Origin of the sequence: Jeotgalibaca caeni, assembly GCF_028863945.1 — a bacterium.
GTDB classification, from domain to species: domain Bacteria; phylum Bacillota; class Bacilli; order Lactobacillales; family Aerococcaceae; genus Jeotgalibaca; species Jeotgalibaca caeni.
Window position 1 is genome coordinate 1 of sequence record NZ_JARBEA010000086.1, and the last position, 6,307, is coordinate 6,307.

Genomic DNA, 6,307 nt, shown 5'->3' on the forward strand with positions numbered 1-6,307 from the left:
TTTAGAATTTCTGTAGTAAAATCGTTCATATGGAAGTCCTCTTTTCTGTGAATGTGTTGTGGTAACTCTATTCTACAGAAGGGACTTCCTTTTTTCTATTTACACAAAATATTTTACACTCTCTAAGCTAAAACTCCTATTAATCGATCTACTAAAAATAAATAAAAAAATTCTTTTCAATTTTTATTTATGGTATGACATAAATAAAGTAAAGTTATTCGTCTAGGTTAATCTTATTAATACTCTTTCTCACTAGTGTTGCATGCAACACTAGTGAGAAAGAGTATTAAATATACTGCAAGGCAAGACATTTGGTAATTGAAGAATAACAAGCAAAAAAATAGCAGTCAGGTCTCTTGACAAAGTATAGTTGCTATTCTTTTTTTAGGCCCTACTTTAATGAAATTTTTGTTTGGAGGGAACGACTTCATTCCTTTGATTATTTCAGTTGAATTTAATAGAGAAGCCTGGCGTCTATTAAAAAATACTTTTCTTGATGAGCGTCAATTTTTTTAACGGAAATCTATCCTATACTAAATTCAGTAAAGGAAAAGGAGGAATCAAAGGAAGCTATTTTAAACAAACCAAAATTATAGGAGGAATAGATCATGACTGAAAATAAAGCTTCTCAAGAAAGAACACCCCAAGAAAGATTTCAAGAAGAACAAGAACACAAGGAACATGTCCATCATACAAAAATTAATGCAGCGGCCATTTCGGATCATCTTTTAGGGAACATGCATACTTTACATGTGAAATTGCACCAATATCACTGGTATGTAAATGGCGCTAATTTCTTCACCCTGCATGAAAAATTTGAAGAATTGTATAATCAAAACGAAGAATGGTTCGACAAACTAGCAGAACGCTTGATTATTTCCGGTCATAAACCGGCTTCAACCACCGCTGAATTTGAAAAATATTCCATGCTTTCAGAAGATGCCATCAATAAATACGCTAAAGCAGAAGACATGGTTGAAAATATTATCGAAGATTTCAGAAGTACCCGTGAATTAACGATTCGTGCTATTCGTTTAGTACAAGATGAGGGTGACGATGCTTTAGAAGATACACTAATTGCTTTTAAAAATGACTTAGATAAAAACATTTGGATGCTGCAAGCGTTCATTGGCAAAGAGGCATTGGAAGACGACGATGCGTTTGATGAGGATGAAGATTAGATTTTTCGTAAACATACATTTAAAAATTAAAGATTTTGGGGTTGGGACTCTTTCCAGCTCCTATTTTTTTGCCGTTAAAAAGACTTTTCTTGATGAACGTCAATTTTTTTGAGGTAGGGGGCCTTTATACTAAATATAAGAAAGTTAAAAAAAGGACAATAAACTGATAAAGGGGAAGAACGAATTGACTCAATACACCCAACCACATGCAGCAGGAAACCACTCAGCTTGTATCCGCTTAGTCCCGATATTCAATCATTTGGAGGAAAGCTCGATGGATCGCATCGCTGGAAAAGCTCACACGAATCACTATCAAAAAGGGGAGTTTCTGTTTCGCTCGCAAGAAAAAGATGATGCCTTGTATATTGTGAATCGCGGAAAAGTCCGCATCTATCGCTTGTCTGATTCTGGCAAAGAGCAACTAGTTCGTATTTTGAATCCGGGTGACTTTACGGGAGAATGGACGTTGTTCAATCCTGATGCTGTGCACGAGGAATACGCAGAAGCTACTCGAGATACGTCTGTCTGCATGATTCAACAACATGATGTACAAGAGTTTCTAAAAGAGTATCCTGCAATTTCGTTAAAGCTGCTAGGAGAGATGTCGCAGCGGTTAGAAAGCTCCGAACGTCAAACCGCACAAGTAGCCGTGGAGAGTGTCATTACCCGTTTAGTTTTGTTTTTGGCAGAAAATGTGGAACCTGAAATGGGCAACTCTCCCACCATCACCCTGCCGATGGCAAAAAAGGACATTGCTTCCTATTTAGGAACGACACCTGAGACCATCAGTCGCAAATTTGGAGAATTGGAGGACGAGGGATTGATTCAACAGCTGTCCGGGAAAAGGATCAAGATTCAGGATTTAGATGATTTATTGCTTTACAGCGAATAATCGGACACACTTTTTTCTACACGTTGGTGTTCTGTCGCTCTTCATTAACAACGGGACAGAACTCAGTGCTTTTGCTTCCATCTGTCCGTTTTTGGCTTTTTTAAGACAGAACGACCTTCATTCATTGGAAAAATAAAAGCACAAACATGATAACCCTCAAGTTTTTTTGTTTTATTTTTCTTTAAGATAGGGTTGTCGAACAAAACGTAAAAATAAGTAGGGGTGAATGTGCATTATTTTTGGGTGATAGTTGCCATCACGTTGTCAGCAGCGGGTGCATTCTTTGTCGTCCCTTTCACCAAGAACACGATTGGCGGCGAAGCAAAGACGTCTAACGTTGTTGAGGCAGATAGGTTAGCTATGGAAAAAGAAGAGGAAGTTGTAAAAGGAGCCGGCGTAATCGGACACGGAAAAGTGGCGTATTACGAAGCGAGTGACCAGGGAGATAAAAGTGTATTCACTGTTTGGTTTCCATGGAGCTTAGCCGGAATCTTGTTCAGCATCACCATGACTAGAATGACGCGAAAAATTGAAGAAATGGAGCAAATAGAATGGAATTCGTATTAGGCGTTTTGAATCCCCATGCGGTGGAGATTGGTTCTGTTGTGATCCATTGGTATGGAGTCATTATTGCAGCGGGCATATTAGCGGCTCTCCAGTTGAGCACCAAGGAAGCAAAGAAAAAAGGACTGGAAGAGGATACCATTATCGATATGGCCTTATGGGCAATTCCGATTGGACTCCTCGGCGCTCGGCTTTATTATGTGTTATTTGAACTTGGTTATTATCTGCAAAATCCAGGACAAATCCTTGCGATTTGGAATGGCGGCATTGCGATTTATGGGGGATTGATTGCAGGAGGGGGTACGCTATATTGGTATGCAAAGAAAAAAGGTACTTCTTTGGCACTCGTTCTTGATATTTTAGCGCCCAATGTATTGTTAGCCCAGTCCATTGGTCGTTGGGGCAATTTTATGAATCAGGAAGCTCATGGTGGACCGGTTACTCGTCAATTCTTGGAAAATCTTTATTTACCTGAATTTGTCATTGAACAAATGAATATCAATGGTACCTACTACCATCCGACTTTTTTATACGAGTCATTGTGGAGTTTGTTGGGCTTTGTCCTCATCGTCACTATACGGAACCGAAAACAGCTTTTGCGTCAAGGAGAAGTCGCTTTGAGTTACGTTTTGTGGTACTCAGTGGGTCGGTTCTTCATTGAAGGTATGCGAACGGACAGTTTATGGATTGGCGAGTGGATCCGCGTTTCGCAAGCCTTGTCTCTGGCCCTGTTTATTGGCGCGATTGTAGTATGGTTTATACGCAGACAAGACTATCCACCAATTTTTTATTATTCTGATGGCAATAAGGGGCAGAAAAAGACTATTAAGATGGTGAATTGAGCAAAAGGATAAAAAGAAGTGCAAAACTTGATATGCGTCAATTTTCGTTTGCTAAAAGTGAGCTATACTACAGTTGTAAAGAGGAAAAGGCAGTGTTCATTAATCTGCTGCCGATAAAATAAAAACACATAAAGGAGATAGGAATTATGGAAAAAGCTATATTGCAATTAGAAACGTTGTCTTGTCCAAGTTGTATGCAAAAAATTGAAGGTGCCTTGAAATCAGTTAACGGTATTGATAAAGACAGCATTAAAGTATTATTCAACTCCAGCAAAGTCAAAACCAATTTTGATTCAGCTGTCACTTCGATTGAAGAGATTCAAAAAGCTATCGAAAACGTAGGCTATCCGGTCCTTAAAGCAAAAGTCAAGGCCGCTTAACAGATTAAATGAACTAGGCAATTCTGGAAGAAAAGCTATTTTTCCGGGATTGCTTTTTTGTTGCAATCCGATTCGAGGTGCTTAGAAACGATAAAAGAGAACTTTCTAAACTTGATAGCCGTAAATTTTTATTCGATAAAAAGAGGGTATCGTTATAACTGTAAAGAGGAATAAGTGTCATTGAGGCTGTTAGATCAAAAAAATAGTGAAAAGGGACACGTATTTTTTCAAAACTTGATGTCAGTCAATTAATTACTTAGGCAATTATCTTATACTGTGTTTATCAATAAAAGAGAAATTAAATTTGGAGGGAAAAAGCATGCAACAATATATATTAAGCAAGAAAAATGTTATCACCGTCATCAGTGGATTGTTAATCGCACTCGGTTTCTTCAGTCACTTTGTTTTAGAAAACGTAGGACTTTCAGAGTGGTCTTTGATCATCGCCTCTGTCTTTGGGATTACGCCAATTGCCATTCAAGCGTTTCAAGCAATGAAAGTCAAAGTCATCAGTATTGATGTCTTAGTCAGTATTGCAGCAATTGGTGCGCTTTTTATTCAAAATTATGAAGAATCGGCTATTGTCACGTTCTTATTCTTATTCGGACACTACTTGGAACAACGAACATTGAACCAAACGCGATCTGCTATCAAAGAATTGACTGAAATGGCACCCGAAAGCGCCTTGAAACAAATGGATAATGGCGAATTTGAAGAAGTAGAAGTGGATGATGTAGATGAAGGGGATATCTTGCTCGTTAAAACGGGTGCGAAAATTCCAGTGGATGGCACAGTCCTTACGGGTGAAGGGCATATCAATGAAGCTAGCATTACAGGGGAAGCTGTTCCGGTCAACAAGCTAGCTGATGCAGAAGTTTTTGCAGGAACCATTTTAGAAAACGGAACGATTCAAATCAGAGCTGACCGAGTTGGTGAGGACACCACATTTGGAAAAATTATTGAACTCGTGGAAGAAGCACAAGATTCTAAATCCGAAGCGGAACGGTTCATTGATCGCTTTTCTAAATACTACACACCAACTGTCTTGGTTCTGGCAATTGTTGTATGGGCGTTCAGTCAAAATATTGAGTTAGCAATCACCATCTTGGTTCTAGGTTGCCCAGGCGCATTAGTTATCGGAGTGCCTGTCTCAAACGTTGCCGGTATTGGGAATGGTGCTCGTAACGGTGTTCTTTTAAAAGGGAGTGAAGTCATTCAAGACTTCAGCAATGTGGATACAATTGTATTTGATAAGACAGGTACTTTAACTGTCGGAAACCCAACCGTTGCAGCGACTGAACTGTATGAAAAAGATTCTGCTGAAACGCTTGGCTATCTGGCCAGTGTGGAACGGGAATCAGATCATCCATTAGCAAAAGCGGTCTTAAATCAAATTGGAGAAACAAACTTTTATCCTGTTGAAGGAACTGAAGTCGTGAAAGGCGGCGGAATCGTTTCAAGTGTAGCTGGACATAGAGTGGCTGTTGGGAATGTGGCCTTGATGGAAAAAGAAAATGTCACTCTCAGCAAAAAAGTGCAAAAAGATGTCAAACGGTTTGAACAACAAGGGAACTCTCTCGTTTTGACAGCGGTCGACGGTGAATTAAAAGTACTGATGGGCATTCGCGATCAAGTCCGTCCGGGTGTGAAAGCTAATTTGCAGGAATTAAAAGACTTGGGCGTGAAAAATCTAGTCGTTCTTTCAGGAGATAACCAAGGAACCGTTGATGTGGTCGCCGGCGAACTTGGTTTGACCGAAGCTCACGGCCACATGTTGCCGGAAGACAAATCGGCTTATATCGGAAAACTTCAACAACGTGGTCAAATTGTAGCCTTTGTTGGAGATGGCGTTAACGATAGTCCGTCCTTAGCTTTAGCAGACATTGGCATCGCAATGGGAAGCGGAACGGACGTAGCGATTGAAACATCCGATGTCGTTTTAATGAACTCGAACTTCAGCAACTTGCCTCACGCATTAGGATTAGTAAAAGCCACCGCAAATAATATGAAACAAAATATCGTGATTTCAATTGGAGTAGTGTTGGTCTTGTTGACCAGCGTCTTCTTCAGCGAATGGATGAATATGTCTATCGGAATGTTGGTTCATGAAGGTAGTATCTTGGTGGTAATTTTCAACGGCATGAGATTAATGAAGTATAAGTTGAAAGGTCGAAAAGAACAAAAAGAAGTATCAGCACCTGCAGAGAAAGTAAAAATATCTTAAGAATAAATTAGAAGAGGCTGAGACAATAGTCCATCCTTGAAATGACAAAAGCGGAAACTCAGATTTTTAAATCTGGGATTTTCCGCTTTTTTGAGTTCTTGAAAAAAATAAGAGTATAGAGTATGCTCTTTATAAAATTAATTTTCGCCTGGATAATTCATAAAATTTCAGGAAACTACGACTAACCTTGCTGCAATAGCATTTTTCACTTGTTCGATAAACAC

6 protein-coding genes are annotated in these 6,307 nt (G+C 39.2%); all 6 read left to right on the forward strand.

Going from position 1 to position 6,307, the window contains the following annotated elements; genetic code table 11:
- The first annotated feature begins 608 nt into the window (after nt 1-608).
- The 6 genes from PVE40_RS12120 (at nt 609) to PVE40_RS12145 (ending at nt 6,083) form a co-directional block, all read left to right on the forward strand.
- Entirely contained in the window at nt 609-1,181 is a 573-nt protein-coding gene (locus tag PVE40_RS12120) for a Dps family protein (protein ID WP_034537929.1), read from the forward strand.
- Nucleotides 1,182-1,365: 184 nt separating this feature from the next.
- Nucleotides 1,366-2,073, forward strand: a complete 708-nt coding sequence (locus PVE40_RS12125) for a Crp/Fnr family transcriptional regulator (RefSeq protein ID WP_092481214.1) — start codon at nt 1,366-1,368, stop codon at nt 2,071-2,073.
- A 228-nt stretch (nt 2,074-2,301) separates the two neighbouring features.
- A complete protein-coding gene (locus PVE40_RS12130) occupies nt 2,302-2,640 on the forward strand; it encodes a hypothetical protein (protein ID WP_003102891.1) in 339 nt (112 codons plus the stop codon).
- Nucleotides 2,625-3,479, forward strand: coding sequence for a prolipoprotein diacylglyceryl transferase (gene lgt / locus PVE40_RS12135; protein WP_274732203.1), 855 nt, complete (start codon nt 2,625-2,627; stop codon nt 3,477-3,479). Before PVE40_RS12130 ends, lgt begins: the two co-directional genes overlap by 16 nt.
- Before the next feature lie 146 nt (nt 3,480-3,625).
- On the forward strand, nt 3,626-3,859 hold the full coding sequence (locus tag PVE40_RS12140) for a heavy-metal-associated domain-containing protein (protein WP_003125439.1): 234 nt from the start codon (nt 3,626-3,628) through the stop codon (nt 3,857-3,859).
- A gap of 319 nt (nt 3,860-4,178) precedes the next feature.
- Nucleotides 4,179-6,083 (forward strand): heavy metal translocating P-type ATPase, encoded by a 1,905-nt coding sequence (locus PVE40_RS12145; protein WP_274732204.1) that lies wholly within the window; start codon nt 4,179-4,181, stop codon nt 6,081-6,083.
- Nucleotides 6,084-6,307 lie beyond the last annotated feature (224 nt).